Here is a 26950-nt window from a genome sequence, read left to right as displayed (position 1 = left end):
CGAGGTGGGGGCACAACAACGCCATGGCACAGGGCACGGTCCAGGTGACGCACACCGGCACATCGCGGTGGCGGCGCCGCACGGGTGAGTACGCGTCGCTCGCCGCCGCCCTGGAGGCCGCGGCCGACGGTGACGTCCTCACCGTCGCGCCCGGCACCTACCGGGAGAACCTCGTGGTCCAGCGGGCGGTGACCCTGCGCGGCCCCGAGGGCTCCCCCGGCTCGGTCCGGATCGCGCCCGTGGACGGTGTGCCGTTGACGGTGCGCGCCTCGGCCGTGGTGCAGGACCTGCATGTGGAGGGCCAGGACGCGGCGGCGCCCGCGCTGCTCGTCGAGGAGGGCGCCCCGGAGCTGACGGACGTCCGGATCGTCACCCGCTCCGCGGCCGGGATCGAGGTGCGCGGCGGCGCCCGCCCGACCGTGCGGCGCTGCACCGTCGACAACCCCGCGGGCATCGGCATCGCCGTACTGGACGGTGGTGGCGGCGTGTTCGAGGAGTGCGAGGTCGTCGCGGCCGGCCAGGCGGGCGTCGCCGTGCGCGGCGGCGCGCACCCGCGTCTGGAGCGCTGCCGGGTGCACCACGCCGCCGGCTCGGGGCTGACGGCGACCGGGGAGAACTCCGCGCTGGAAGCCGTGGGTTGCGAGGTCTACGAGGTCCGGGGCTCCGGTGTGCAGGTCACCGGCCGGGCCACCGCCCATCTCACGGACTGCGATGTGCACCGCACCACGGCCGACGGCGTCACGCTCGACACGGATGCGGTGCTGACGCTGGCGGACTGCCGTATCCACGACATCCCGGAGAACGCGGTCGACCTGCGTTCTCGCTCGGTCCTCACCCTGACCCGTACGACGGTGCGTCAGTTCGGGCGCAACGGCCTGTCGGTGTGGGATCCGGGCACCCGGGTGGACGCCAACCAGTGTGAGATCTTCGACAGCACCGGCGACTACCCCGCGGTGTGGGTCAGCGACGGTGCCACCGCGGTGCTGGACTCCTGCCGGGTGCACGATGTGCCGGACGCGCTGTTCGTCCTGGACCGCGGCTCCCGCGCGGACGTGGTCGACAGCGACCTCTCCCAGGTGCGCAACACGGCGGTGTCGGTGAGCGACGGCGCCACCGCCCAGCTCGACGACTGCCGGATCCGGGACGCGGCGACGGGTGCCTGGTTCCGGGACCACGGCAGCGGCGGCACCCTGAACAACTGCACGGTGGACGGCACCCAGACCGGCGTGATCGTCACCAAGGGCGCCGACCCCGTCATCGAGCGCTGCACCGTCGACTCACCGGCGGAGGCCGGGTTCTACGTCTCGGCGGGCGGCCGCGGCACCTTCCTGAACTGCCGGGTCCGGGGCAGCGCCGGTTACGGCTTCCATGTGATCGACGGCTGCCGTACGACGCTGCGGAAGTGCCGTACGGAGCGGTGCGCGCGCGGCGGCTACGAGTTCGCGGACGGCGGCCCGGACGCGGCCTCCGGCACCGGTCCCGACGTCGAGGACTGCACCAGCGACGAGAGCGCCGGCCTCCGGCAGCCGTCGCCCGCGCCGGAGCCCGCCGTGCAGACGGCGAGCCAGTCCCCCGGCCTGCTCGGCGCGATCCCCGGCCAGCGGACCACCGAGCAGGAGGCGCTCGTCGCCGCCTCGCAGGCCGACAAGCCGGTCCGGACCTCCAAGGACGTTCTCGGTGAACTGGACGCGCTGGTGGGCCTGGAGAGCGTCAAGCGCGAGGTGCGCGCCCTCACTGACATGATCGAGGTGGGCCGGCGCCGTCAGCAGGCGGGCCTGAAGGCCGCGTCGGTCAAGCGGCACTTGGTCTTCACCGGCTCCCCCGGCACCGGCAAGACGACGGTCGCCCGCCTCTACGGCGAGATCCTCGCCTCCCTCGGCGTCCTGGAGAAGGGCCACCTGGTCGAGGTGTCCCGAGTGGACCTGGTCGGCGAGCACATCGGTTCCACGGCGATCCGCACCCAGGAGGCCTTCGACAAGGCGCGTGGCGGTGTGCTGTTCATCGACGAGGCGTACGCGCTGTCGCCGGAGGACTCCGGCCGGGACTTCGGCAAGGAGGCCATCGACACGCTGGTGAAGCTGATGGAGGACCACCGTGACGCGGTCGTGGTGATCGTGGCGGGCTACACGGCCGAGATGGAGCGCTTCCTGTCGGTCAACCCCGGTGTGGCGTCCCGTTTCTCACGGACCATCACCTTCTCCGACTACGCCCCCGACGAACTGCTGCGGATCGTCCAGCAGCAGACCGAGGAGCACGAGTACAAGCTCGGCCCCGGGGCCGCGGAGGCCCTGCTGAAGTACTTCACGGCGATCCCCAAAGGCCCGGCGTTCGGCAACGGCCGTACGGCACGGCAGACCTTCGAGGCGATGGTGGAGCGGCACGCGAGCCGGGTCGCCCAGCTGGAGGAGCCGAGCACGGACGACCTGACGCTGCTGTACGTGGAGGACCTGCCCGACCTGATCTGACCCGGCCGACCCGGCCCCCGGGTCGGCCGCTCGCAGTGCGTCAGATCAGCCGCCGGCCTCGGGCCGCGGCGTCGGCAACCCCGGCCGCAACCGCCCCAGCAGACGCTGACGTTCCTCGGCGAACGCCGGGTCCGCCTGGTAGTCGCCGTGGCCCAGGACCGGGGCGGGGAGCGGGTGTTCGGGGGTGCGGCCGTACGCCAGCGGATCCTTGAGGGGCGCGCGGTCGACCTCCGGTTCGCAGCCGTCGGGCAGCCTGACCGGGCCGCCGATGGGGTCGGTGACGCGGTACAGGTTGCGCCAGCAGTCGACCTCGGAGTGCAGGGAGGCCAGCGCGGCCGGGCCGAAGTGGGCCGGGAACCAGCGGCCGTAGAGGCGTTCCAGCGGGGAGCCGTAGGTCAGCAGTGCCACCCGTCTGCGGTCGGCCGGGGTCAGCTGCCAGGCCGCGGCGGCCGCGAGCACGCTGCCCTGGGAGTGACCGGAGATGACGAGGCGCCGGCCCTCCCCGGCGCGGGTCCAGGTCGCCATCCGCCAGGTCAGGTCGGGTACCGCGCGTTCGGCGTAGCAGGGGGGCGCGAAGGGATGCGCCGCGCGCGGCCAGAACGTGCCGACGTCCCACAGGATGCCGATGGTGCGCCGGGCGGAGGCGTCCTTGTAGGCGCGCCTGCCCCAGGTGACGAACAGTATGAATCCGAGGCCGATCAGCCACGAGCCGAGCGCCTGCGCGGTCTCGGCCGCGCCGTGCACGAAGGCGTACGTCCCGTCGGCGGCCGCGCTGGGTGTCTCGTCGGTCGTCAGTGCGCCGACCAGGGCGCCGGCGCCCAGCAGCAGGGTGGCGGTGGAGGTGACGGCGACGATGAGCGGGGCGCGGTCGGTGAGCGTGGCCATCGCGCGCGTGGTCGCGATACGGCGGGTCCGTGCGGTGTCCTGGGGTTCCCCGGTGTAGTCGAGTTCCACCGCGCCCAGTTCGGTGCGGCGCAGCCGCCAGGCCCGCCATGCCAGCCAGCCGCAGAGCAGCAGCAGGAGGACCAGCAACGGCGGGATCACGGACGCCTGCCAAGTCAGTAGGACGGGCGGGCCGGCGATCGACGCGCGAGTGCCGTCCAGCCAGTCGGCCACCCGTTGGGCGACCCCGCCGGACATCACCCCGCCGAGGGCGCAGGCCAGCATCACCACGGCCGGTCCGCCGAGGCCGCGCATCGCCGCGCGCGGGTCGGGTCGGGTGCGGTGCAGGAGGTGGGCGACGACGGCGAGCACGATGACGAGCAAGCCCTGGAGGAAGGCGATGGCGCCGAAGGTGGGGTCGCCGGGGAGGCGGCCGGTGGACTGCCAGCCGGGCCGGTCCCACCCGGCGTACACCAGGGCGAGCGCCAGCAGGAGGAGCGCGGCGAGCGGCAGGCGTCGTACGAGTCCCTCGTCGAGTTCGCGGTCGACGCGGTTCTCGCTGCGGCCCCGGCTGCTGACGACCCACACCACGGCGGCCGCGCAGGCGAGGACGGCCGCGCCCAGGAGCCACCCCAGCGTGTCCAACAACGCGGGTCCGCCGGGCCGGCGGTCGAAGCGTGCCGCCGCCGAGCCGACCGCGGCGGCCACGGTCAGCAGGCCGGCGGCGGTGTGCGCGGCGCGCAGCCGGGCGACCAGGCGACGGCCGTACCAGAAGCCGGGGCGGCCCAGGGAGGTGCCGCCGGTCTCCTCGTCCGGTTCGGGCTCGCGGGACATCGGCTGCTGGGACTCGTACGCGCTCCAGGTGCGGCGGGAGAGGTACCACAGCAGGCCGGTCAGCGCGGCCGGGACCAGGGCGGCGAGGGCGAGCCTGCGGCCGGGGTCGCTCCACCAGCCGCCGTCGGAGACCGACGGGGACAGGAAGCCGAGCCAGCTGTGCCGCTCGGCGCACGCGTGGGTGCCCGCGCACTGCCAGGCCGCGAGGTCCAGCGCGACCTCGCACGCCGCCGCGACGAGCAGCACGGTGAGCGTGAGCCCCGCGAGCCGCACGAGCAGTCCGTACAGCCGTACGGTCCGCGCGCGGTCGTGGGTGGTGGGGCGCATCCAGTGGGCGAGGTTCACCACCATGAACGGCAGTAACAGCAGCCACAGGGCGCGGGCGCTGTTTCCCGAGGTGAGGTTGCACCAGACGTAGGCTTCGGGCACCGGCCCTTTCCGGTCGTCGTCCGGGCCGTCCTCCGCGTCGACGTCGTCGGCCCGCCGGAAGACGGCGGCCGTGTCGTCGCCGGTGATCCGCACGGTGCGCTGGTCGTCGAGCATCTCCTGCGGTGTGGTGCCGCCTACGCCGTGGACCAGGAGTTCCAGGGCGATTCTCGGATCCTCGGGCGCCGCGGCGGCCCCGTTCGTCGTGACGCGTTCCTGCGCACGTTCCATCTCGCACTTCCCCCGTGACGAGCCATCGGCTTGTGTCCGTGCGGGCACAAGGATCTCCGCCGAGACGCTCTCGTACACCTGTCGTCACGGAATCTCCCCGGTCCGTGTGAAGGGCAGGGGAACGGGAGATGCAGATGTGACATGCGCGCGTCGGGACGGTCAGTGGCGCCACCTGTGCGGTCCCGTGCGAGGATGGGACGTCCCGCGCACCGGAAGGGGCCAGAATGTCCTTGTGGGAGGGGGTGCGCAAGGCATGTCGGACGGCAGCGGCGAAAGGACCGGAGCGTACGTGAGCGAGAATCAGAACCTCCTCGCGGAGCAGCGGCGCGCCCTGATCCTGGACGAGGTACGGCGCCGTGGCGGAGTGCGGGTCAACGAGCTGACCCGCAAGCTCGGTGTGTCGGACATGACGGTGCGCCGCGATCTCGACGCGCTGGCCCGGCAGGGCGTGCTGGAGAAGGTGCACGGCGGCGCGGTCCCGGTGGTCGAGGCCAGCACGCACGAGCCGGGGTTCGAGGCCAAGTCGGGCCTGGAGCTGACGGCCAAGGAGGACATCGCGCGCGCGGCGGCCGAGTTGGTCGCGCCGGGCAGCGCCATCGCGCTGTCGGGCGGTACGACGACGTTCGCCCTTGCCCATCAACTGGTCGACGTGCCCGACCTCACCGTGGTGACGAACTCGGTGCGGGTCGCCGATGTCTTCCACGCCGCTCAGCGCACCACGGGCCCCCGGCAGGGCGCGGCCACGGTGGTGCTGACCGGCGGAGTGCGCACTCCGTCCGACTCGCTGGTGGGCCCGGTGGCCGACCAGGCGATCGCGGCCCTCCACTTCGATGTGCTGTTCCTCGGTGTGCACGGGATATCGGTCGAGGCCGGCCTGTCCACCCCGAACCTCGCGGAGGCCGAGACCAACCGGCGGCTGGTGCAGTCGGCGCGGCGGGTCGTGGTGGTCGCCGACCACACCAAGTGGGGTGTGGTGGGGCTGAGTTCGTTCGCCGCGCTGGCGCAGGTCGACACGCTGGTGACGGACGCCGGGCTGGAGAGCGACGCGCGCTCGGAGATCTCCGAGCAGCTGCGGCGGCTGGTCGTGGCCGGTGAGCCCGATGAGGGTGCAGACATCTGACGAGGCGCCAGCTATGGTGACGCTGCCCGGAGCAGTGTCGGCATAGGGGGTTTGGGCCATGGCTCACCTGCTGCGTGAGGTGGGGATCGACTTCGTCGGGATCGCGCCCGTACGGCATGTCTTCGCACGGGAGATCTCCGCGCCGCCGGAGACGGTGTACCGCGCGCTCGCCGAGGACGTGCCGGGCTGGACGCAGTGGTTCTCGGCGGTGACGCTGGCCCGCCCGCTCGACGATGGAGCCCGGCGGGAGATCCGGCTCAAGGGCGGCACCCGGTTCGAGGAGACCATCCTCGCGGCGAAGAGCCCCGAGCTGTACGCCTATCGCGTCGACCTCACCAACGTGCCCGGGGCGCGGACCATGGTCGAGGAGTGGCGGCTGGCCCCGGCGGGGACGGGTACCCGGGTCCAGTGGACCTTCGCCGTGGACGGCACGGCGCCCTTCCGGTTCGTGTTCGGTCTCGCCCGGCCCGGCCTCGGCAAGGCGTTCCGCGACGCCGTGACCTCACTCGACCGGCGGCTCGCCGCGGCGGCGCGCTGACGCCCGTAGGTCACTCGGGCCAGACGCCGGTCTCCAGCAGTTGCTCGATGGCCGTCGCGTACGGCGCGATGTCCAGGCCCTGTCGGGTCAGCCAGGTGTCCGAGTAGTACTTGTCGAGGTACCGGTCCCCCGGGTCGCAGAGCAGGGTGACGACGCTTCCCTGTCGCCCCTCGGCCACCATCTCCGCGACGATCTTCAGCGCGCTCCACAGCCCGGTGCCCGTCGAGCCGCCCGCCTTGCGGCCGATGGCCTGCTCCAGGGCGCGTACGGCGGCCACGCTCGCCGCGTCCGGCACCTTCATCATCCGGTCGACGGCGCCGGGCACGAAGCTCGGTTCCATGCGCGGCCGGCCGATGCCCTCGATACGGGAGCCGCTGCCGCAGGTGACGTCCGGATCGCCGGTGGTCCAGCCCTCGAAGAAGCAGGAGTTCTCCGGATCGGCGACGCAGATGCGGGTGTCGTACTGCATGTAGTGGACGTACCGCGCGAGGGTCGCGGAGGTGCCGCCGGTGCCGGCCGTGGCGACGATCCAGGCGGGCTCCGGGAACCGCTCCAGGTGCAGCTGACGGAAGATGGACTCGGCGATGTTGTTGTTCCCGCGCCAGTCCGTGGCCCGTTCGGCGTAGGTGAACTGGTCCATGTAGTGGCCGCCGGTCTCCACCGCCAGGCGGGCGGACTCCTCGTACATCTTCCGCGAGTCGTCCACGAAGTGGCACTGTCCGCCGTGGAACTCGATGAGGCGGCACTTCTCGGCGCTCGTCGTGCGCGGCATGACGGCGATGAAGGGCACGCCGATCAGCTTCGCGAAGTACGCCTCGGAGACGGCCGTCGAGCCGCTGGACGCCTCGATCACCGGGCGGCCCGGCCGGATCCAGCCATTGCACAGACCGTAGAGGAACAGCGAGCGGGCGAGCCGGTGCTTGAGGCTGCCGGTCGGGTGGGTCGACTCGTCCTTCAGGTACAGGTCGATGCCCCAGTGTTCCGGCAGCGGGAAGCGCAGCAGGTGCGTGTCGGCCGAGCGGTTGGCGTCGGCCTGGACTTTGCGCACGGCTTCTTTCAGCCAGTCGCGGTAGTCGGCGTCGGTGCGGTCGACGTCGAGGGTCACGCCGGACGGGGTGTGCTGGAGGGTACTCACGGCGTTGCTCCTCGTGCGGTGCGGCAGCGGCGAGTCGCGCGGCCGTCGCTTCGAGCATAAACATCTTCCGCACGCTTCTCACCTGCATAAACACACCTTTGAGAGCCTCAAAGACATCCCTGGGCAGGTGCTCTCACCGACCGCCGGGGGCGCATTCGGGCGAGTGCTCCGAGCGCCCCTGTCCAGGGGTGACGTGCGTACTGGTGCTTCACGCGGTACGCGGGCAGACTGCACGAACGGGACAGCGATCCCGAGCGGGGGCACACTGGATCACGACCAGCGCCGGTCACGACCACGCGGGAGGGGCCGGCACATCGAGGAGCGCTAAGGGGCGGGGCATGGCTGAGCCGGAGTTCAGGGCCACGGGCGTGCGGATCGGGAAGCGGCTGCGCTCGCTGACCCGGGCCGGGCAGATACGGATCAGCGACGGCAGGGTGCAGCTGCTCACCAGCTACGGCAGCGAGATCGACAGCGCGCCGGTGCAGGCGGTACGGGCGTCCAAGCCCTGGTTCGCCCCCGACGGCCGCGCACTCGCGGACCTCAACGGCAACCGCTATTCACTGACGTTGGGCGAGCACGACCCCGCTCCGGGCGAACCGGGTCCGCCCGCCGCGCGCCGGTTCATCGAGGCCGTACGCAGGGCTGCCGGGCGCAAGGGCTGAGTCACCGCGAGTTGCGGTACCGCACCCTCTGCGTCACGCTGGTCTCACGTCACTCTGGGTTTACCGGCGATAACGCTGCGAACCAGCCCGCCGGCCACGACAGCAGGCGGCCGTTTTACTCAAGCACCCTGCTGGATCCGTACTTCGTGTTCTTCCGGACCTCTTCAGTCGGGGAGTCGCAGCCGTGATCAGTTACCCAAGCAGGCACTGCACGGTGGAGCTCCAAGCCCTGCCGTCGCGGATCGGTCAGGTCCGCAGAATCGTATCGGCGCACTTGCGTTACTGGCATCTGGATCCCTTGATAGACCGCGCCGCGCTCGGTGTGACCGAGCTGCTGACCAATGTTCACCAGCACGCACAGCCGGACAAGATGTGCACCGTGGAGATCGAGCTGCTGCTCGACCGGCTGATGGTGTCGGTGCGCGACCACGACCCGCGGCTGCCGGTCGTGGCGGACCTCGGGCGCACCGACTCGCTCGCCACATGCGGGCGCGGGCTGGCGATGGTGGCCGCGGTCAGCGAGAGCTGGGGCGTCCGGCCGGACGGCGAGTCCGGCAAGGTCGTGTGGTTCACCCTGCCGACACCGGGGGCTGCCCGTGCGTCGTCCGCGCGTCCGCCGCGGCGGACGACCGTGTCGGTGGAGCAGGCCGCACGGCAGTTCGCCGAGGTCGGGCAGCGAGTGGATCTGCGCCGGCCGGAACGCGCTCCCGCCCGGTCGGCCGTTGTGGGCTGACCGGGCGGTGAGGGGGGTTCTCGGGCGCTGCCGGGTCACTCCGTGGCGATGGCCCGCAGTACGTCCAGGCGTGCCGCGCGACGAGCGGGGCGCAGGCCCGCCAGGGCTCCGGCCGTCAGACCGACCAGGGCCACCACGACGAGTTGCAGGGGCGGCATCGCGAAGGCGAACGCGCTGTCACTCGCGCCGTCGGAGGCCCTGACCAGGACCCAGCCCAGGAAGGCGCCGAGGGCGAGGCCGCCGGCGGTGCCGAACGCGGCCACCAGGACCGACTCCCAGCGGACCATGGCGCGCAGTTGGGAACGGGTCTGGCCCACGGCCCGCAGCAGACCCAGTTCGCGGGTGCGCTCGTGGATGGCCAGCGTCAGGGTGTTGGCGATGCCGAGGAGTGCGATGAGCACCGCGAGCGCGAGCAGGGCGTAGACGAGGGTGAGCATCATGTCGATGCCGCCGGCGGAGGACTCGGCGTACTCGTCGCGGGTCTGCACCTCGGGGTCACCATACTGCGCCGCGACCTTCTCGACGGCCGCCTTGCCCGCGTCCGCGCCGACGCCGTCGTCGAAGGAGACGGCGACCAGGGTGTCGGCGTCCTGGGTGCGGTGCGGCGCCCAGGCGTCGCGGGTGATGACGTAGTCCCCGGCGAGTTCGGACTGGCCGTAGACCGCGCGGACGGTGAAGGTGTCCGTCCGGCCGTCGGTGAAGGTGAGACGGGTCTTGTCGCCGGTCGTCAGGTCCTGCTCGTCGGCCTCCTTCTCGGTGATGGCGATGCCGTCGGTGCCGAGGTCGCGCAGGGAGCCCTGGACGGCGCCGAGGTCGAAGGTGCGCTCCAGGGCGACCGGGTTCGTCACCGTCAGGGCGCGTCCCTCGCCGTCGACTTCGGCGACTCCGCGGCCGAGTCCGACGGCCGTGTCCACCTCGGGCAGCCGCTGGAGGGCGTCGGCCAGGCGTGGGCTGAGACCGCTGCCGCCCGCTCCGAACGACGGGGTGCTGACGGCCACGTCGCCCGCGAAGGACCGGGACACCGTCTGGTCCATGGTCGCCTTCAGCGAGGCCCCGAACACCGTGAACAGGGACACCACGGCCACGCCGATCATCAGCGCGCTCGCGGTGGCCGCGGTGCGCTTCGGGCTGCGCAGGGCGTTGCGGCGGGCGAGGCCGCCGGTCACACCGCGCAGCCGGTCGAGGGGGCCGCCGAGGATCCGTACGGCGGTCGTGGAGGCGACCGGGCCGAGGACCACGAAGGCGACGAGGGCGAGGACCGCGCCCGTACCCGCCAGCCAGATGGACGGGGACACCAGGACTCCGGTGAGGGTCGCGCCGACCGCGAGGGCGATGAGCCCCAGTCCGGTGACGGCTCGCGAGCGGGAGGCGCCGGAGGTGTCCACGGCCGTCTCGCGCAGCGCGGCCAGCGGTGCGGTGCGGCCGGCACGCACGGCGGGCAGCAGGGCGGAGCCGAGGCAGACCACGATGCCGATCGCGAGCGGCAGGACCATCGACAGGGCGCTGATCACCAAGTCGCCCTCGGGGAAGGGGAATCCGATCGCCGGGAACAGTGCCTGGAGTCCGGCGGCGATACCGATGCCGCCCGCGAGCCCCGCCGCCGACGCGGTGACGGCCACCGCGGTCGCCTCGACGAGGGTGGACGCGGTGACCTGCCGGCGGGAGGCGCCGAGGGCACGCAACAGGGCGTTCTCGCGGGTGCGTTGGGCCACGACGATCGCGAAGGTGTTGTGGATGGAGAAGGTGGCCACCAGGAGGGCCACGCCGGAGAAGACCAGCAGGAAGGTGGTGAAGACGGTCAGGAACTGGCTGGAGATCATGTCGGTGTTCTCCTCGGCCGAGTCCTGGCCGGTGATGGCCTCGACTCCCTCGGGAAGCACGGGAGTCAGCCGGTCGACCAGCTCCTGCTGACCGACACCCGGTCCGGCCCGCACCTGGATGCTCGCCGCCTCCCCCGGCTGGGCCGTGAGGTACTTCTCCGCGTCGGCCCGGGTCATGCCGGTGAAGGTCACCTGGGCCATGCCGTCCTCGCCGCCGAAGGTCGCGAGGCCGACGATCGTCACCTTGACGGGATCCGGTGTGCGCAGGGTCGTCGTGTCGCCGATCCCGAGGTCGCCGCGCTCGGCGGTGCCGCGGTCGATGACCACCTCGCCGGACTTGCTCGGGGTGCGGCCGTCGGCGAGCTGGTAGGCGTTGAGCTCGGGGTCGTCGATCCAGTTGCCGGCGAGGGTGGGCGGGCCCTGGCCGCCGACCGGGTCGCCGTTCTTGCCGACGAGTTGGCCCGCGCCCTGGATGTCGGGCGCGGCGGCGGCGACGCCGGGGACCCGCTCGACGGTGCTCACGAGGTCCGCGTCGACGGGTTCGCGTACGCCTTGGCTCTCGCCGGGCGTGGTGATGGCGTCGGCGCTGCGCACGACGGCGTCCGTGCCGCTGGTCGCGTTGCCGAACATCGTGTCGAAGCTCGCGCGCAGCGTGTCGCCCATGACGAGCGTCCCGGCGAGGAAGGCCACGCCGAGGAAGACCGCGAGGAACGTACCGGCGAAGCGTCGCTTGTGGGCGCGCAGGGAGGACACGCTCAGGCGGGCGGATGCGTTCATGACGGCACCTCGAAGGCTTTCATGCGGTCCAGGACCTTGTCGGCGGTCGGGGCGTCCATCCGGTCGACCAGGCGCCCGTCGGCGAGGAAGACGACCTCGTCGGCGTGGGCGGCGGCCACCGGGTCGTGGGTGACCATGACGACCGTGCGGGACGTCTGGCGCACCGCGCGGCCGAGCAGTCCGAGGACCTCCCCGCCGGAGCGGGAGTCGAGGTTGCCGGTCGGCTCGTCGGCGAAGACGACGTCGGGCCGGCCGGCGAAGGCGCGAGCCACGGCGACGCGCTGCTGCTGGCCGCCGGAGAGTTCGGAGGGGCGGTGGTGGAGCCGGTCGCGCAGGCCGACGACGTCGATGAGCGCGTCGATCCACTCCTGATCGCCCTTGCCGCCCGCGAGGTCCAGGGGCAGCGTGATGTTCTCCGCGACCGTGAGCGTCGGCACCAGGTTGAAGGCCTGGAAGACGAAGCCGACGCGGTCCCGGCGCAGCAGGGTGAGACGGCGGTCGTCGAGGCTGCTGAGGTCGGTGTCGCCGATGTGGGCGGTGCCCGAGGTGAGCGTGTCCAGTCCGGCCGCGCAGTGCATCAGGGTCGACTTGCCGGAGCCCGAGGGCCCCATGATCGCGGTGAACCGGCCGACCGGGAAGTCGACGCTCACCCCGTCCAGGGCCCTCACGCCGGTGTCGCCACTGCCGTACACCTTCACGGCGTCGACCACGCGGGCGGCCGTAGGTGTGGTGGTCGTGACGGTCGTGGTCGTCATGCCGCACCGCCCTTGCCGGTACGGCCGAACTGCTCGTCCAGGACCGACAGCCGGCGCCAGTACTCGTCCTCGTCGATCTCGCCGGAGGCGAAGCGGTGGCCGAGCACGGTGATGGGCGAGTTCTCGTCGCGGGCCGAACGCTGCCAGGGGCCGCGGCGTCCGCGCCACACCGTGCGGCGCAGCAGCGTGATGCCGCCGACCACGACGGCCGCCCAGATCAGCGGGAAGAACAGGATCCACGGGCCGGGGCCGCCGTCCGCGAAGTGTGCGAGGGTCTGCATCTCGAGTCATCTCCCGAGTCGGTTCGGTCGGTGTTTCGGTGATGTCTCGAGACTCGCGCCGGGAGGGGGTCCTGGTCGTCGTACGGTCAGCGGCAGTGCGCGTACCTCGCCGGGAGTACGCCGGGCCGGTTGCCGTGCTCCAAAAGGCGTCGACTTCTGTAACTACTAGTATGTACAGTCTCCGTATGAGCACCTCGGACCGACTGATCGAATCCACCCGGGAGCTGCTGTGGGAGCGCGGCTATGTGGGCACCAGCCCCAAGGCGATCCTGGAGCGCTCGGGCGCCGGACAGGGCAGCATGTACCACCACTTCAAGGGGAAGCCCGATCTCGCGCTCGCCGCGATCCGCCGTACCGCAGCCGAGATGCGGGCTACCGCCGCGGGAGTACTGGACGGGCCGGGGACGCCGTACGAGCGCATCGAGGCGTATCTGCGGCGCGAGCGCGATGTGCTGCGTGGCTGTCCGATCGGGCGGCTGACGATGGATCCGGACGTGATCGCGAGCGGCGAGTTGCGCGCACCTGTCGGCGAAACGCTCGACTGGCTGCGGGAGCGGCTCACGGGGATCGTCGAAGAAGGCAAAGAGCAGGGCCAGTTCGCGGCCGGGCTCGACGGCGAATCGATCGCGGCGACGATCGTCGCGACCCTCCAGGGCGGCTACGTCCTCGCCCGCGCGTCCGGTTCGCCCGCCGCGTTCGACGCGGCCGTCCGGGGGCTGCTCTCGCTGCTCGCCCCGCGCAGCGACGGCCCTGCCTGAGAGACGGCCCTGCCTGAGAAGGGACTTGGCATGCACGCCATGCAGTACGAGTTCACGCTGCCCGCCGACTACGACATGGGCGTCATCCGCTCCCGTGTCGCCCGCGTCGGGCATCTGCTGGACGACTGGGACGGGCTCGGCGTCAAGACGTACCTGCTCCGGGAGCGAGGCGGCGTACACGGCTCGCCGGTCAACCAGTACGGGCCCCTCTACCTCTGGAACACCGTGGAGGGCATGAACGCGTTCCTCTGGGGAGGCGCCTTTCAGGGGACCGTGAACGACTTCGGTCGGCCATGTGTGCGGCAGTGGACGGGGCTCGCCTACGCGGAGGGCGACACCGCCGGCTCCCCCGCCACCCACGCCGTGCGTCGACGCCAACCGGTGCCGGACGGTGTGGATCTGGCCGCGTTCATGGGGGACTCCGCGGACGAGACCGAGCGGCTGGCGGCGCACGACGGCGCCGTGCTGGTGGCGGCCGCTGTCGACACGCAAGCTTGGGAACTGGTCCACTTCTCGCTCTGGGACCGGAGCGCGCCCAAGGCCGAGGGCGATGTGTACCAGGTGTTGCACGTGTCGGCGCCGGGGCGCGGCGCTCTGCCGCACGGAAGGCAGTGGTGAGTGCGGCTCCGCGAAGAGACCTGAGGCAGTTCTGATCTTCCCGCCAGGAGCACACAACCTGCGCCCCGTGCGGTGAGTCGAACCTGTCGGACAGCCGATCGACGGTACTCAAGTGCTCAGGGGGCGTAGTGCGAACCGGGTGGGGCAGGGGAAGAAACGGCAGGGTGGGACTGGCCATCGGTACGGCTGTCCTGTCTGTGGGGGCCGGGCTGCTGACCTGGACGCCGGCCTCGGCGGCCGTGACGGGCGACGAGGAGATGCCGTCCGTCACGCTGCGGGCGCGACACATGACGACGCGGCCGGCGAACCTGTACGCCGCGGACAGCTCCGGCTATCTGTCGTCGCCGGCGCCGACCGATCCGTCGAGCGTGTCGACGTGGGTCGGCAACGACGGTTCGACCATAGAGAACCTTCCCACTCCGGTGGCTGTCCTCGGCGGCCTCGGGCTGGAACGGGAGAAGGAGACGAACACCTACCGGATCCGCCACTACGCGACCGGCGAGGTCGCACGGGTGGACCTGCCCGCGACCGACACCGCCACGCATATGTTCGCCGAGAACCGTCTGGTGACCCAACGCGTGGTCGACGGCGCGAAAAGCCTGCACCTTCTCGAAATCCCCAAGGGCGGCGGGCCTCCGACCGATCGCCAAGTGGCCGGAACCTTGGAAGACCTCGCCACCGCTGTGGCGGACAGCGACGGCGAATTCGTCCAGGACACGACATCGGACGGCCGCGGCGGCGTGTTCCATTACAAGCCCGCGGGCGGCGACGCCGGGCGCACCGCGCTGCTGGATTTCGCGACCGCCCGGGTGACCTATGTACCGCGAGCGGGCTTCGACGGGATGAGCGCCGCGCACCTCGGCCGCGACAAGGTCGTCTTCAAAGTTGCCGACAGGAGTTCCACAAGCTCGAAGCTGTACGTCATCGACCGTACCCGGCCGGCCGAGCCCGGAACTCTCGTCGACCGGCTGCCCGACGAGGAGGTCTCCCTGGAGGGCGATTGGGGCGCGGTACGGGCGATCGGCGACTGGCTGGTGTACGCCAACAGGATCGACGGCACGGTCCACGCCGTGCCCGTCGCGGGCGGCACGGCCCGTACGCTGCTGCCCCGTTCCGCCCTGGGTACCGCCTTCGTCAACGCCCAGGACGGGAGCGTCTACATCGACGGTGGCAGCGACGAGGAGCATTGGGCGCTGCACCACATCACGCTCTCCGCAGACGGCACTCCGGTCGCCGAGCCGGTCGTGCCCCTGCCCGCGGTCACGGTGTGGGAGGTCGGCGGCATGGCCCTTGACCACGGACAGCTGCTGCTCGCCACCGAGCGGGCTGCCATACCAGGCAAGGGCAGCACCTCCTTGACCGCATCCAAGCTGTCGCTCGCGGCTGACGGAACACTGACCGCCGGGCCGCTCAAGGAGCTGGGCGACCTGGGGTACCAGGTGCCGGACAGAGAGCCCTACATCGACGCCATGGACGCGGGCTGGCACCAGCCGTGCTACGAGGACTGCCTGCGTCTCACCGCCACCGGCAAGTCCTCCGTCGCCCACAGCGTGTGCGGGGTCGGGCATGTCGTGGCGGCCGCCGATCCCTACCGGGTGGTCCGCCCATCGGACCAGAAGGTCTGTCCGGCTGACAACGCCGAACAGGAGGTGCGGGACGGGGACAAGGTACTGAGCAGCGGTCCCCGGCAGCCCGCAGCGCTGTGGAACAACACCCTGTGGACTCCGGGCAGCAGACCCGGCACGGTCTCAGCGGTCTCCCTGCCATCTCTGAAGACAGTGGGCACGCACTCCGTCGGCGCCACCTGCGTTCCCGAGGAATTGCAGGTGGTGGGCCGCTGGATCTACTGGTCCTGTGGGCCCAGCGGTGATGCGGGTGTGTACGACCGAGCCAAGGGGCGGCTGATCGACGTACCGTCCGGACACGCGCAGCTGGCCAACGGCTACCTGGTCAGCCAGGCGACCGCAGCCCGCAAGCTGCTGATCACCTACTTCCCGGAGGCGGTGCCCGCCGACCGCGTCGGCACGCGCGAGCTGGGTCCGCTGCCTTCACCGGTCCACGCCCCGCAGGACCGGCGCGGCCTGTTCTGGGCGGTGGACCGCTTCGACGGCGCGGTGGCCTACCTCGACGCCTCGGGCGACGTGACCGTGAAGTGGCCCCGGGTCCGCGCCCTCCCGTTCACCGAACCCGGCCCGGACACCCTCTTCGCGTGGACGCTGTCCGGCGTCCTGTTCGTTCTGACGCTGGCCTGCGCGATCGCCCTCCATGCCGTCGGCCGGAAACGGAGGTCGTCAGAGCACTAGGAAGACCAGACATCGCAACGCGACCCGGAGTCACGACGCAGGACGCAGAGTTCATTGCCGTCAGGATCGGCGAGGACGGCCAGACCGCCACGTTCTGCACCACCGAAACCATGCTGCTCAGCCTGACTGAGCAGCACTCATGTCCGCCATCAGAACCGCAACAGGCGCTAGGCCCGCCCCAGATCCAGCCGGCCGATCCGCGCCACGTTCTCCCGGTCCTCGGCGTCCCCGCTCGCCTCAGCGGTGAACCAGGCGTCGAGGATCTCCTTGAGCAGCGGCGCGGAGGTCAGGCGGAGGCTGAGGGCGAGGACGTTGGCGTCGTTCCAGCGGCGGGCGCCGTCCGCCGTGTAGGCGTCGGTGCACAGGGCGGCTCGTACGCCCGGCACCTTGTTCGCGGCGATGGAGGCGCCCGTGCCGGTCCAGCAGCACACGACCGCCTGGTCCGCGCTGCCGTCGGCGACCTCGCGCGCGGCGGCCTCCGAGCACGCGGCCCACTGGGGGTCGGCGCCGGGGCTCAGCGCGCCGTACGTCACGACCTCGTGGCCGCGATCACGCAGCTCGGTGACGAGCGAGCGCGCCACCGGTTCGTCCATGTCCGAGGAGACGGAGATCCGCATGTCATGAGCCTACTCGGCGGGCGGGTCGGGGCGGTCGTCCGTAGGGTCGGTGCAGGAGGCGAGCGCAAGCCGGGGAGGAGCGACCTCATGGACGGCCGGAGGGACGAACTGACAGGTGCCGTCGACGTCGTCCGTCGCTTCAATGCCGCCATCAACGAGCGGAACCTCCACGTTCTGGCCTCGCTCATGTCGGACGACCACATATTCGTGGATTCCGCGGGCGGTGGCGTCCGGGGAAAGCCGGCCTGCGTCGAGGCATGGCGTGGCTTCTTCGCGGCCTTCCCGGACTACCGCAACGTGTTCGCCGAGACGGCGGTGCGGGGCGACGTCGTCGCCGTGGCCGGGTACTCCGTGTGCTCGACACCGGAACTCGCCGGACCGGCGCTGTGGACCGCCCGCGTCACCGGCGGGCTGGTCGAGGAGTGGTGGGTGCGGGAGGACACGCCCGACCTGCGACACGAACTCGGTCTGCCGCCGGCCGGTCGGCCCTAGGTCAGCGCCCCCAGCGGGTCGTCCAGCACCGGCTGCCAGGCCAACTCGGCGGCGCCGACCAGGCTGTTGTGGTCGAGGGTGCACGCGAGGATCGGGACGCCGCCGCTCTGGCCCCACAGGCTGCGGTCGGCGACGACGGCCCGCAGGCGTTCGGGGTCGGCGCCGAGGAGGGTGCGGTGGAGACCGCCGAGGATGATGCGGTCCGGGTTGAGGATGTTGACCAGGCCGGCCAGGCCCAGGCCGAGGCGGTCGATGAGGGCCTCGGTGGCCGTGCGGATCGCCGGGTCGTCGTAGTGGTTGCCGATGAGGTCGATGGCCTGCTGGAGCAGCGACACCTCGGGGCCGGGGTCCCGGCCCGCCGCCATGAGGAAGGCGAGCGGATCGGCCTCGACGTCGAGACAGCCCCGGCTGCCACAGTGGCAGGGTCGGCCCTCGGGGTTGACGGTGAGGTGGCCCACCTCCAGGGCCAGACCCGAACTGCCGGTGTGCAGACGGCCGTCCAGCACCAGCGCCCCGCCGACGCCTCGGTGCCCGGTCGCCACGCACAGCAGGTCACGGGACCCGCGCCCGGCGCCGTGCCGGTGCTCGGCGAGCGCGGCGAGGTTGACGTCGTTGCCGGTGAACGCCGGTCCGGTGATCCCAGCCGCGCGCACGCACTCCGTGAAGATCCGGCGCACGGGCGCGCCCACGGGCCAGGCCAGGTGCAGGGGGTTGAGCGCCAGGCCGTCGGGCTCCGCCACCGCGGAGGGCACGGCCAGACCCGCGCCGACGCAGCGCCGGCCCGTCGTGCGCAGCAGTTCGGCGCCCGCTTCGACGACCGAGCCGAGGACCTTGGCCGGATCGGCGTCCACGGTCTCGCAGCCGGGCGCGGTGGCGACGATACGGCCGCCGAGGCCGACCAGCGCCGCCCGGAACCCGTCGGCGTGCACCTGTGCGGCGAGGACGACCGGCCCGTCCTCGGCCACCGCCAGCCGGTGCGAGGGCCGCCCCTGGGAGCCGGCCGCGGCGCCGGGCCGGGCGTCGACCCGGATCAGCCCGAGCGCCTCCAGCTCGGCGGCGACCGCGCCGGCCGTCGCCCGGGTCACCCCCAGTTCGGCGGTGAGGACGGCTCGCGTGGGCGCGCGCCCGGTGTGCACGAGCTCCAACGCGGGCCCGAGCGCACCGCGCCCGCGGTCCAACCGCGTCCTCGACGTGGTCCCTTCCCCCGCCGGCCGGGGGTCCGCCTTCCCGCTCATGAGGGCGAGTCTCCCATGATCCGCAGGTGTGGCGGTCTACAGCCCGCTCACCCGGAGCGTGACGTTCAACCGCCCGGTCAGTCCCAACTCCGGCGGCGCCGTGCCCGGGTGCACCTTCGGCACGCCGTGGTGGGCGAGCCGCGAGGGCCCGCCGAACACAAACAGGTCGCCGCTGCGCAGTTCGACGTCCGTGTAGGGGCGGGTCCGGGTCTCGGTGTTGCCGAAGCGGAAGACGCAGGTGTCGCCGAGGCTCAGGGACACGACCGGGGCGAGCGACTTCTCGTCGCTGTCGCGGTGCATGCCCATGCGGGCGTCGGCGTCATAGAAGTTGATCAGCGCGATGTCGTACGCCGCGTCCGAGTGCGCCGCCTCCATATGCGCCGGCCCTATGTGCGCCACCTCCATGTGCGCCGCCCCCATGTGCGGCACTTCCGTGTTTGCCACCTCCATGTGCGCCGCCCCCATGTGCGGCACCTCCGTGTTTGCCACCTCCATGTGCGCCCTCCCCGGCCCCGCGCCCAGCGCGTCTCGCACCGCGCGGCGGCCCAGCTGGCCCAGCCAGTCGGGGAACGGCTTCACTGGGGTGTCGTCCCCGTCGACGACCGTGCGGGCGTAGGCGTACGGATACCAGTGCCAGCCCAGGCAGACCTGCCGGGCGGTCATGGTGCCGCCGCCGGGTGTGCGGACGGTGCGCAGCCCGGCCGGGGGACGCGCCCACTCGCGGCATGCCGCCAGCAGCTCGCGCTGGGCCCGCGCGTCCAGCCAGTCGGGCACATGCACCGCGCCCGGCGCGACCTCCGTACGCTCCCGGGGGAACAGCTCGGCGTCCATGTCTCCCATCCTCCCCCACCGACGCCGGCCACCGACGCCGCCCACCGGCCGTGAGCTGCGGCTCGGCTAGCCTGGACGCACGATGAGCGACCCGATGAACGACCGTATGACGACGCCCTGGGGCGAGCTGGCGCTGACGCGTTTCCCCGAGGACCCGCGCGAGAGGCTGCGCGCCTGGGACGCTTCCGACGAGTACCTCCTCAGGCATCTGGCGGAGCGGGAGATCCCGCTGTCCGGTTCGGTCGTGGTCGTGGGCGACCGCTGGGGCGCCCTGGTCACCGCGCTCGCGGCGCACCGGCCGACACAGATCACCGACTCCTACCTCACCCAGGAGGCGACCCGGGCCAACCTCGCCCGGCTCGGCGTCGAGCCCGGCACCGTCCGGCTGCTCACCACCCGGGACGCGCCGCCGGAGCGTGTCGACGTGCTGCTGGTGCGGGTGCCGAAGAGCCTGGCCCTGCTGGAGGACCAGCTGCTCAGGCTGGCGCCCGCGGTGCACGAGGGCACGGTGGTCGTCGGCACGGGCATGGTGAAGGAGATCCACACCTCGACGCTCCAGCTGTTCGAGCGGATCCTCGGCCCGACCCGCACCTCGCTCGCCGAGAAGAAGGCCCGGCTGATCTTCTGCACACCCGAGCCGTCGCTGGAGCGGCCCGCGAACCCGTGGCCGTACACCTACACGCTCCCCGACGGCGTGGGTGCCGTCTCGGAGCGCGCGGTCGTCAATCACGCCGGTGTGTTCTGCGCGGACCGGCTCGACATCGGTACGCGGTTCTTCCTCGGGCATCTGCCGGACGTCAAGGGCGCCGGACGGGTGGTGGATCTAGGGTGCGGCAACGGTGTCGTGGGGACGGCGGTGGCGCTGGCGAACCCGGCGGCCGAGGTGCTGTTCGTGGACGAGTCGTTCCAGGCCGTGGCCTCGGCGGAGGCTACGTTCCGGGCGAACGGGGTCCCGGGGCACGCCGAGTTCCGGGTCGGGGACGGCATGGCGGGTGTGCCGGCCGGGAGTGTGGACCTGGTGCTCAACAACCCGCCGTTCCACTCCCACCAGGCGACGAGCGACGCGACGGCCTGGCGGATGTTCACCGGCGCGCGGCAGGCGCTCAAGCCGGGCGGTGAGCTGTGGGTGATCGGCAACCGGCATCTCGGGTACCACGTGAAGCTGCGACGACTGTTCGGCAACAGCCAACTGGTCGCCGGTGACCCGAAGTTCGTGGTGCTGCGGGCCGTCAAGAAGTGACCGTGCGACTCAGGCACACCTGAGCTTGCACACCGGGGCCCGGTCAGGGGGCCCGCAGCACGCCGATGATGCCGGCGACCGCCCGCACCATCGCCTCTCGCCCCACGCTCAGGTACTTGCGGGAGTCGACCGCCTCGGGGTGCGCGGCGAGGAAGTCGCGGATCGCGCTCGTCATCGCGATGTTGAGGGCCGTGCCGACGTTGACCTTGGCGATACCGCCCGCGACCGCCGTCCGCAGCTCGCCGTCCGGCACCCCGGACGAGCCGTGCAGGACCAGCGGGACGTTCAGGGTCGCGGTCAGGCGCTTGAGCAGGTCGTGGTCGAGGGCTGCGGTGCGGGTGGTCATGGCGTGCGAGCTGCCGATGGCCACGGCGAGGGCGTCGACGCCGGAGTCGGTGACGAACGCGTGGGCCTCGGCGGGTTCGGTGCGGGCGCCCGGGGCGTGGGCGTCCAGCGGCGGCTCGCCGTTCTTGCCGCCGACTCGCCCCAACTCGGCCTCGATCCACAGGCCCTGGGCATGGGCCCAGTCGGCGGCGGCCTTCGTCGCGGCGAGATTGTCCGCGTACGGCAGCCGGGCCGCGTCGTACATCACGGAGCTGAACCCGGCGGCCGGCGCCTGCCGCAGCAGGTCGTCGCTCTGGATGTGGTCGAGGTGCAACGCGACGGGGACGGCGGCGCGTTCGGCGGCGGCGACGGCCGCGCGCGCGAGCGGCAACAGCCGTCCGTAGCGGAACTTGACGGCGTTCTCGCTGACTTGGAGGACGACGGACGAACCCATCGACTCCGCACCGGCGATGACGGCCTCGACATGCTCCAGGGTGATGACGTTGAACGCGGCGACGGCCGAACGGGCCGCGGCGGCACGGGTGATGAGCTCGCCGGTGGTCACGAGGGGCACGGTCTGTCCTTTCTCGGCGCTTACGGGACGCGTCAGGGAGCGAGGATCACCGAGCGGGTGAGGTGCCGCGGCCGGTCGGGGTCGAGGCCACGCGCGGCGGCGACGGCGACCGCGAGGCGCTGGGCGCGGACCAGTTCGGCGAGGGGGTCGAGGCGGCCCTCGACCCACAACCCGCCGGTGGCCCGCACCTGTTCGGCCAGCCCCTCGGGCGCCTCGCCGAACATCCAGGTCGCGGTGCCGCTCGTGGTGACGCTGATCGGCCCGTGCCGGTACTCCATCGCCGGGTAGGCCTCGGTCCAGGACAGCGACGCCTCGCGCATCTTCAGCCCGGCCTCGTTGGCCAGCCCTACGGTCCAGCCGCGGCCGAGGAAGGTGAACTGCCCGCACTCCACCAGCCCTTCGGGCAGATCGTCGGCGAGCGCGGCACGGGCGTCGGCGACGGCCGCGTCGGTGGGCAGGCCGAGGTGGGCGCGGAGCAGCGTGAGGGCGGTGGTGGCGAACCGGGTCTGCACCACGGACCGTTCGTCCGCGTAGTCGAGGACGACGAGGTCGTCGGCGGCCGTCATCACGGGCGTGTCCGGGTCGGCGGTGATCGCCGTGCTGCGGGTACGCCCCTTCAGCAGCCCCAGCAGGTCGAGCACCTCGGTGGTGGTGCCGGAGCGGGTCAGGGCGAGGACACGGTCGTACGAGCGCCCGTGCGGGAACTCCGACGCGGCGAAGGCGTCCGTCTCGCCCTGGCCCGCCGTCTCGCGCAGTGCGGCGAACGCCTGCGCCATGAAGTACGAGGTCCCGCAGCCGACGACCGCCACCCGCTCCCCCGGCGCCGGCAGCGCCCCGGCGAGGCCGGCCGCCTCGGCCGCGGCACGGGTCCAGCACTCGGGCTGACTGTTGAGCTCGTCCTCGACATACGTCATGACGCCACCCTCTCGACTTCCATGCCACCTTCATGCTTGTTCTTGCAAGATATAGCGAGCTTTCGAACAGAATCAAGCAATCCGCTCAGGGAGGTGTGCGCTAAGGTCGCCGAGAAGATCGAGGAATGGAGGGCCGATGTCGCGCGACGCCCGCTGGAAGGCGCTGCTGGAACTGCTCGTCGAGCGGGGCCGGCTGGACGTCGAGCAGGCGGCCGCCGAGCTGGAGGTGTCGGCCGCCACGATCCGCCGTGACTTCGATCAGCTCGCCGAGCAGCAGATGCTGGTCCGCACCCGGGGCGGCGCGGTAGTGCACGGGGTGTCGTACGAGCTGCCGCTGCGCTACAAGACGGCACGCCATGCCTCCGAGAAGCAGCGCGTCGCCAAGGCCGTGGCCGACCTGATCGCACCCGGCGAGGCGGTCGGGCTGACCGGCGGTACGACGACGACCGAGGTGGCGCGGGCGCTGGCCGTGCGCACCGACCTGGCGTCCGGCACACCGGCGCTGACCGTGGTCACCAACGCGCTCAACATCGCCAATGAGCTGGCCGTGCGCCCGCAGTTCAAGATCGTGGTCACCGGTGGTGTGGCGCGCCCGCAGTCGTACGAGCTCATCGGGCCGCTCGCGGACGGCGTGCTGGCGCAGATCACGATCGACGTGGCGGTGCTCGGCGTCGTCGGCTTCGACGTCACGCACGGCGCCGCCGCGCACGACGAGGCGGAGGCGGCGATCAACCGGCTGCTGTGCGAGCGGGCCGAGCGGGTGATCGTGGCGGCGGACTCCAGCAAGCTCGGCCGGCGCGCGTTCGCCCGCATCTGCGCGGCCGAGGCGGTCGACACGCTGGTCACCGACGCGGCGGCTGATCCGGAGACGGTACGGCGCTTCGAGGAGGCGGGACTGCGGGTCATCGCGGTCTGAGCCCCCGTACGCCGCGGCACTGACCCTCTCGGCGCCCCTCGTCCGCCTCGGCACTGACCGCCGCGCTCCCCTCGTCGGCCTCGGCATTGACCACCGCGGGTCCCCGTCCGCCGCGACCCTGACCACCACGCGCCCCTCATCCGCCTCAGCCCCGGCCATCGACCCGCCCCCGTCCGCCCGATTCCACCTACCCTGGGATCGAGGCGCATGGCGGGCCAGGGAGGCTGCGATGAGCACTACCCCGATCGAGACGGACACATCCGGGGCGTCACGGTACGTACCGATCGCCGACCACGGCCTGATCGGCGATCTGCGCAGCGTGGCCCTGGTGGGGACGGACGGCACGATCGACTGGTACTGCTGTCCGTCCTTCGACGCGCCGAGCGTGTTCGCGGCCATCCTGGACGCCGAGCGCGGCGGCTGCTTCGAGCTGGCGGCGTCGGTGCCGGCCCGGACCAAGCAGTTCTACTTCCCCGACACCAATGTGCTGATCACCCGGTTCTTCACCGAGGACGGCGTCGGCGAGGTGCAGGACTTCATGCCGGTCGACGGCGAGCCGGCCGAGGTCGAGCGGCACCGGCTGATCCGGCGTGTGGTGTGCGTGCGCGGTTCGATCCCGTTCCACACCCGGGTCGCGCCCCGCTTCGACTACGGCTCCCAGGCGCACACCGTCCGCATGGAGGGCGAGGTCGCCGTCTTCCAGTCGGACGACCTGTCGATCGGGCTGACGTCGACCGTGCCCCTGGAGGTCGACGGGCCGGACGTGCACGCCGAATTCAAACTCGCCGAGGGCGAGTCGGCCGTGCTGGCGCTGGACCAGGTCGGCGACACGCTGGCCATGAAGCGGTGCGCGCGCACCGAGGCCGAGAAGCAGTTCAACAGCACGGTGGCGTACTGGCGGGGGTGGCTGTCCGCGTCCCAGTACCGGGGACGCTGGCGGGAGATGGTGCACCGCTCCGCCCTCACACTGAAGCTGCTCACCTATGCGCCCACCGGCGCGATCGTGGCCGCGCCGACGACCAGCCTGCCCGAGCAGATGGGCGGCGAGCGCAACTGGGACTACCGGTACATGTGGGTGCGCGACGCGGCCTTCTGCGTGTACGCGATGCTGCGGCTGGGCTTCACGAGCGAGGCCGAGGCGTTCATGAAGTTCCTGACCGACCACGTCAGCCGGGGCGACGGCTCGGCCAACGGCCCACTCCAGATCATGTACGGCATCGACGGCCGCGCCGATCTGCCCGAGCGGGTCCTCGACCATCTGGAGGGCCACCTCGGCTCGGCGCCGGTACGCGTCGGCAACGCCGCTTCCGACCAGCTCCAGCTGGACATCTACGGGGCGTTGATCGACTCGATCTACCTGTACGACAAGTGGGCGAAGCCGATCTCCAGCGACCAGTGGGACGACGTGTGCGCGCTGGTGGAGTGGGTGTGCGAGAACTGGGACCAGCCCGATGAGGGCATCTGGGAGACCCGCGGCGGCCGCAAGAACTTCCTGTACTCGCGGCTGATGTGCTGGGTGGCGATCGAGCGGGGCATCCGCATGGCCAACCGTCGCGGACTGCCCGCCGACGTGCCGCGCTGGCAGGAGAGCCGGGACAGGATCTACCGACGGATCATGAGCCGGGGGTGGTCCGAGACCCGCAAGGCCTTCGTCCAGTGCGAGGACAGCGACGTACTGGACGCGGCCGTGCTGATGATGCCGATGGCGAAGTTCATCGCGCCGACCGACCCGAAGTGGCTGTCCACCCTCGACGCCCTCACCGAGGAACTGGTGTCCGACTCGCTGGTCTACCGGTACGACCCGGCGGCGAGCCCCGACGGACTGCGCGGCGACGAGGGCACGTTCTCGATCTGCTCGTTCTGGTACGTCGAGGCGATGGTCCGGGCCGGCCGGGTCGACGAGGCACAGCTGGCCTTCGAGAAGATGCTGACGTACGCCAACCATCTGGGCCTGTACGCCGAGGAGATCAGCCACACCGGCGAGCAACAGGGCAACTTCCCCCAGGCGTTCACCCATCTCGCCCTGATCAGCGCCGCGTTCAACCTGGACCGCGCCCTGGGATGAGGCGAGTTCGCCTCCCCACGCATCGCCGGTCGGCCCCGTCGCCGCTCGGGGATCAGTGTCCGTGGCCGGGCGCCTCCTCGTGCGAGGGCGCTTCGCCGCCGGCGCCCGCCCGGACCGTGAACTGTGCCGTGCGCACCTCGCCCTCGTGCTTGAAGTCGAGGAACAGACGGTACGTGCCGCTGCTCGGCGCGGTCGCCGTGAACGAGACCGCCGGGCCGGGCTTCGTGGTGCCGTCGCCGGGTTCGCCGTTCGGGTGCACGTGCAGGTATGCGAGGTCGCCCGAGCGCAGGGCCACCAGGTGGCCGTAGGCGCCGAGGTAGGGCTGGAGGTCGGTCACCGGGCGCCCGTTCCGGGAGACCTCCAGCTCCAGCTCGCTCTCCTTGCCCGGGGTGAGGGCTCCATTGAGCCGGACCTCGTAGCCGTCGACCTTCGCGATGGAGTTCGGGGCGGGCAACTGCCGCGGCTCGAAGGGGCCCGACGCCGCCAGGTCCGAGCCCAGGGTGAGGTTCTCGGCGCCCTTCTTCGCCGGGGTGAAGTCGGCGAAGACGCGGTACCCGCCGGCGCGGGGCAGCTCGACGGGGATGCTCCAGGTGCCGTCCGCGGCGCGGGTGGGGTGCAGATGGCGGTAGGTGGCCAGGTCGCGTGAGGCGACTATCAGGTGGAGCTCCTTGTCGTGCTCGCGCCGGAAGGCGGTGACGGCACGGCCGGTGCTGTCGCGGACGGCGAAGGCCAGGTCGGCGCGCTGGCCGGCGGTGACGTTCGGGGTCTTCAGGTCGAGGGTGTAGCCGCCCTCGGAGATCTGGAGCCCGCCGGCCGGCGTCGTCTCGTGGCCGCCCTGCCCGCCGCCCTCCTGTGGATTCGACAACGTCTTGCCGTGGCTGTCGTGGCGGATGGGCGCGGGGGACTCGATCACGGGGTCGACGCCCTGGCCGACGCCGTAGGCGGTCCCGAAGGTCGCGGCCAGTGCGGCGGCGAACGCGGTGATCCTCAGTGCGGCGTTCATGGCGTCTCCCTGCGAGGTCGGGTGGTTCGGTGCGGGACCTTCGATGCACTTCACCATACCCCCTAGGGGTATTGCGTCAACCTCATCCGAGCCTTGCTTCGGCTACCCCCTAGGGGTATACATGGACAACGGCAAGGATACCCCCACCCCGTACCGGGAGGAACCCGATGACCACCACCACGTACGCCGTCGCCGGCATGAGCTGCGCCCACTGCGAGGCAACGCTGACCAAGGTCATAGGCGAGCTGCACGGCGTCACCGACGTGGACGTCGATCTGGCGACGGGGCAGGTCACCGTCACCAGCGCCAACGCCCCCGACGCCCCCGACGACGCCGTGATCGCCGAGGTCGTCGACGAGGCCGGCTACGAGCTCACCGGGCGCGCGGCCTGACCAGCGCGG

24 protein-coding genes are annotated in these 26950 nt (G+C 71.9%); 13 read left to right on the top strand and 11 right to left on the bottom strand.

Translation table 11 applies throughout. The annotated features are described in order from the left end of the window. The first annotated feature begins 23 nt into the window (after window positions 1-23). Window positions 24-2465: a right-handed parallel beta-helix repeat-containing protein gene (locus tag ACIQWG_RS02550; RefSeq protein WP_404089398.1), complete on the top strand. Its 2442-nt coding sequence runs from the start codon at window positions 24-26 to the stop codon at window positions 2463-2465. Between the two features lie 45 nt (window positions 2466-2510). Here the strand turns inward: ACIQWG_RS02550 and ACIQWG_RS02545 are convergent, their stop codons facing one another. Then, complete coding sequence (locus ACIQWG_RS02545) at window positions 2511-4838, bottom strand: hypothetical protein (RefSeq protein WP_404089396.1); 2328 nt, start codon at window positions 4836-4838, stop codon at window positions 2511-2513. A gap of 289 nt (window positions 4839-5127) precedes the next feature. Here ACIQWG_RS02545 and ACIQWG_RS02540 point away from each other — a divergent pair, with 289 nt between their 5' ends. Continuing rightward, window positions 5128-5958, top strand: coding sequence for a DeoR/GlpR family DNA-binding transcription regulator (locus ACIQWG_RS02540; RefSeq protein ID WP_404089394.1), 831 nt, complete (start codon window positions 5128-5130; stop codon window positions 5956-5958). Window positions 5959-6016: 58 nt separating this feature from the next. Further along, window positions 6017-6496, top strand: coding sequence for an SRPBCC family protein (locus ACIQWG_RS02535; protein ID WP_404089393.1), 480 nt, complete (start codon window positions 6017-6019; stop codon window positions 6494-6496). 10 nt (window positions 6497-6506) lie between these two features. Here the strand turns inward: ACIQWG_RS02535 and ACIQWG_RS02530 are convergent, their stop codons facing one another. Continuing rightward, window positions 6507-7631, bottom strand: coding sequence for a PLP-dependent cysteine synthase family protein (locus ACIQWG_RS02530; protein WP_404089391.1), 1125 nt, complete (start codon window positions 7629-7631; stop codon window positions 6507-6509). A 338-nt stretch (window positions 7632-7969) separates the two neighbouring features. Here ACIQWG_RS02530 and ACIQWG_RS02525 point away from each other — a divergent pair, with 338 nt between their 5' ends. Both ACIQWG_RS02525 and ACIQWG_RS02520 read left to right on the top strand, forming a co-directional pair. Then, complete coding sequence (locus tag ACIQWG_RS02525) at window positions 7970-8293, top strand: hypothetical protein (protein WP_404089389.1); 324 nt, start codon at window positions 7970-7972, stop codon at window positions 8291-8293. A gap of 184 nt (window positions 8294-8477) precedes the next feature. Beyond that, complete coding sequence (locus ACIQWG_RS02520) at window positions 8478-9026, top strand: ATP-binding protein (RefSeq protein WP_404089388.1); 549 nt, start codon at window positions 8478-8480, stop codon at window positions 9024-9026. A gap of 35 nt (window positions 9027-9061) precedes the next feature. On the opposite strand, the gene ACIQWG_RS02515 is transcribed toward ACIQWG_RS02520, so the two are convergent. Genes ACIQWG_RS02515 through ACIQWG_RS02505 form a run of 3 tightly spaced genes read right to left on the bottom strand, consistent with a single transcriptional unit; the run spans window position 9062 to window position 12659 of the window. Next, window positions 9062-11623, bottom strand: a complete 2562-nt coding sequence (locus ACIQWG_RS02515; protein WP_404089386.1) for an ABC transporter permease — start codon at window positions 11621-11623, stop codon at window positions 9062-9064. Then, entirely contained in the window at window positions 11620-12378 is a 759-nt protein-coding gene (locus ACIQWG_RS02510) for an ABC transporter ATP-binding protein (protein ID WP_404089384.1), read from the bottom strand. The genes ACIQWG_RS02515 and ACIQWG_RS02510 overlap by 4 nt, the downstream gene beginning before the upstream one ends. Continuing rightward, window positions 12375-12659, bottom strand: coding sequence for an SHOCT domain-containing protein (locus tag ACIQWG_RS02505; RefSeq protein WP_404089382.1), 285 nt, complete (start codon window positions 12657-12659; stop codon window positions 12375-12377). The genes ACIQWG_RS02510 and ACIQWG_RS02505 overlap by 4 nt, the downstream gene beginning before the upstream one ends. Window positions 12660-12844: 185 nt before the next feature. Here ACIQWG_RS02505 and ACIQWG_RS02500 point away from each other — a divergent pair, with 185 nt between their 5' ends. From ACIQWG_RS02500 to ACIQWG_RS02490, 3 genes are all read left to right on the top strand, one after another. Continuing rightward, window positions 12845-13417, top strand: coding sequence for a TetR/AcrR family transcriptional regulator (locus ACIQWG_RS02500; protein WP_404089380.1), 573 nt, complete (start codon window positions 12845-12847; stop codon window positions 13415-13417). Window positions 13418-13447: 30 nt separating this feature from the next. Beyond that, complete coding sequence (locus ACIQWG_RS02495) at window positions 13448-14035, top strand: DUF4865 family protein (protein WP_404089378.1); 588 nt, start codon at window positions 13448-13450, stop codon at window positions 14033-14035. Between the two features lie 164 nt (window positions 14036-14199). After that, on the top strand, window positions 14200-16338 hold the full coding sequence (locus tag ACIQWG_RS02490; RefSeq protein ID WP_404089376.1) for a hypothetical protein: 2139 nt from the start codon (window positions 14200-14202) through the stop codon (window positions 16336-16338). Window positions 16339-16505: 167 nt separating this feature from the next. On the opposite strand, the gene ACIQWG_RS02485 is transcribed toward ACIQWG_RS02490, so the two are convergent. Continuing rightward, window positions 16506-16955, bottom strand: coding sequence for an RpiB/LacA/LacB family sugar-phosphate isomerase (locus ACIQWG_RS02485; RefSeq protein WP_404089375.1), 450 nt, complete (start codon window positions 16953-16955; stop codon window positions 16506-16508). An 87-nt stretch (window positions 16956-17042) separates the two neighbouring features. Here ACIQWG_RS02485 and ACIQWG_RS02480 point away from each other — a divergent pair, with 87 nt between their 5' ends. Then, window positions 17043-17447 carry a nuclear transport factor 2 family protein gene (locus ACIQWG_RS02480; RefSeq protein WP_404089373.1) on the top strand — a complete coding sequence of 135 codons (405 nt, stop codon included), beginning with the start codon at window positions 17043-17045 and terminating at the stop codon, window positions 17445-17447. Here ACIQWG_RS02480 and ACIQWG_RS02475 read toward each other — a convergent pair. Continuing rightward, a complete protein-coding gene (locus ACIQWG_RS02475) occupies window positions 17444-18682 on the bottom strand; it encodes an ROK family protein (protein WP_404089371.1) in 1239 nt (412 codons plus the stop codon). The two genes, ACIQWG_RS02480 and ACIQWG_RS02475, sit on opposite strands and share 4 nt — an antisense overlap. Before the next feature lie 36 nt (window positions 18683-18718). Then, on the bottom strand, window positions 18719-19513 hold the full coding sequence (locus ACIQWG_RS02470) for an alpha-ketoglutarate-dependent dioxygenase AlkB family protein (protein WP_404089370.1): 795 nt from the start codon (window positions 19511-19513) through the stop codon (window positions 18719-18721). A gap of 106 nt (window positions 19514-19619) precedes the next feature. Here ACIQWG_RS02470 and ACIQWG_RS02465 point away from each other — a divergent pair, with 106 nt between their 5' ends. Next, complete coding sequence (locus ACIQWG_RS02465) at window positions 19620-20753, top strand: methyltransferase (RefSeq protein WP_404090768.1); 1134 nt, start codon at window positions 19620-19622, stop codon at window positions 20751-20753. 43 nt (window positions 20754-20796) lie between these two features. On the opposite strand, the gene ACIQWG_RS02460 is transcribed toward ACIQWG_RS02465, so the two are convergent. Both ACIQWG_RS02460 and ACIQWG_RS02455 read right to left on the bottom strand, forming a co-directional pair. Then, the gene (locus ACIQWG_RS02460; protein WP_404089368.1) at window positions 20797-21651 is read right to left on the bottom strand and encodes a ketose-bisphosphate aldolase; all 855 of its coding nucleotides are present in this window, start codon (window positions 21649-21651) and stop codon (window positions 20797-20799) included. A gap of 32 nt (window positions 21652-21683) precedes the next feature. Beyond that, the gene (locus ACIQWG_RS02455) at window positions 21684-22565 is read right to left on the bottom strand and encodes an SIS domain-containing protein (RefSeq protein ID WP_404089366.1); all 882 of its coding nucleotides are present in this window, start codon (window positions 22563-22565) and stop codon (window positions 21684-21686) included. Between the two features lie 136 nt (window positions 22566-22701). Between ACIQWG_RS02455 and ACIQWG_RS02450 the strand changes: the two genes are divergently transcribed. Both ACIQWG_RS02450 and ACIQWG_RS02445 read left to right on the top strand, forming a co-directional pair. Further along, on the top strand, window positions 22702-23481 hold the full coding sequence (locus ACIQWG_RS02450; protein ID WP_404089364.1) for a DeoR/GlpR family DNA-binding transcription regulator: 780 nt from the start codon (window positions 22702-22704) through the stop codon (window positions 23479-23481). A gap of 229 nt (window positions 23482-23710) precedes the next feature. Further along, window positions 23711-25546 (top strand): glycoside hydrolase family 15 protein, encoded by a 1836-nt coding sequence (locus ACIQWG_RS02445; protein WP_404089362.1) that lies wholly within the window; start codon window positions 23711-23713, stop codon window positions 25544-25546. 52 nt (window positions 25547-25598) lie between these two features. Here ACIQWG_RS02445 and ACIQWG_RS02440 read toward each other — a convergent pair whose 3' ends face one another. After that, complete coding sequence (locus tag ACIQWG_RS02440; RefSeq protein WP_404089360.1) at window positions 25599-26549, bottom strand: hypothetical protein; 951 nt, start codon at window positions 26547-26549, stop codon at window positions 25599-25601. 167 nt (window positions 26550-26716) lie between these two features. Between ACIQWG_RS02440 and ACIQWG_RS02435 the strand changes: the two genes are divergently transcribed. Continuing rightward, window positions 26717-26941, top strand: a complete 225-nt coding sequence (locus ACIQWG_RS02435; RefSeq protein WP_404089358.1) for a heavy-metal-associated domain-containing protein — start codon at window positions 26717-26719, stop codon at window positions 26939-26941. Window positions 26942-26950 lie beyond the last annotated feature (9 nt).

Source organism: Streptomyces sp. NPDC098781, from assembly GCF_044759995.1.
Lineage (GTDB): Bacteria > Actinomycetota > Actinomycetes > Streptomycetales > Streptomycetaceae > Streptomyces.
This window is presented reverse-complemented; position numbering and strand designations above follow the sequence as displayed.